The organism is Anaerotignum faecicola (assembly GCA_024460105.1).
GTDB lineage: Bacteria > Bacillota > Clostridia > Lachnospirales > Anaerotignaceae > JANFXS01.
Window position 1 is genome coordinate 1 of sequence record JANFXS010000349.1, and the last position, 430, is coordinate 430.

Consider the following 430-nt stretch of genomic DNA (forward strand, 5'->3'; position numbering starts at 1 on the left):
ATCCATCCAATGAAGCAGTAGAGGAAGAAAAAGAGAAGCCACTGATACCAGGTGTATATGTACATAAATAAAATCCTTTCGTTTAAATTTATTGACTTAAAGACCTACCATCTATCATAAACGTTTTTGCCGATTTTGACAACCGAAACTTAGTGGCTTCTTTCCCCTTGCAAGAACGGCGGTTGTCATGTAAAATGGGTTAAGAAATAAGAAGATTGAGGAGTTTACGAATGAGCATATTAAATGTTGAATATCTGACACATGGATTTGGCGACCGTGCCATCTTTAACGACGTGTCATTCCGTCTTTTAAAGGGAGAGCATATCGGTTTAATCGGAGCTAACGGTGAAGGCAAATCCACATTTATGAATATTATTACCGGAAAGCTTCAGCCTGACGAAGGAAAGGTGGAGTGGGCGAAGCGCGTCCG

At 40.5% G+C, this 430-nt stretch carries 1 protein-coding gene; it reads left to right on the forward strand.

Annotation, left to right across the window (positions count from 1 at the left end; genetic code table 11):
- Nucleotides 1-230 precede the first annotated feature (230 nt).
- Nucleotides 231-430 (forward strand): ATP-binding cassette domain-containing protein (locus NE664_14320; GenBank protein MCQ4727810.1); only part of this gene is annotated, 200 nt, incomplete at its 3' end.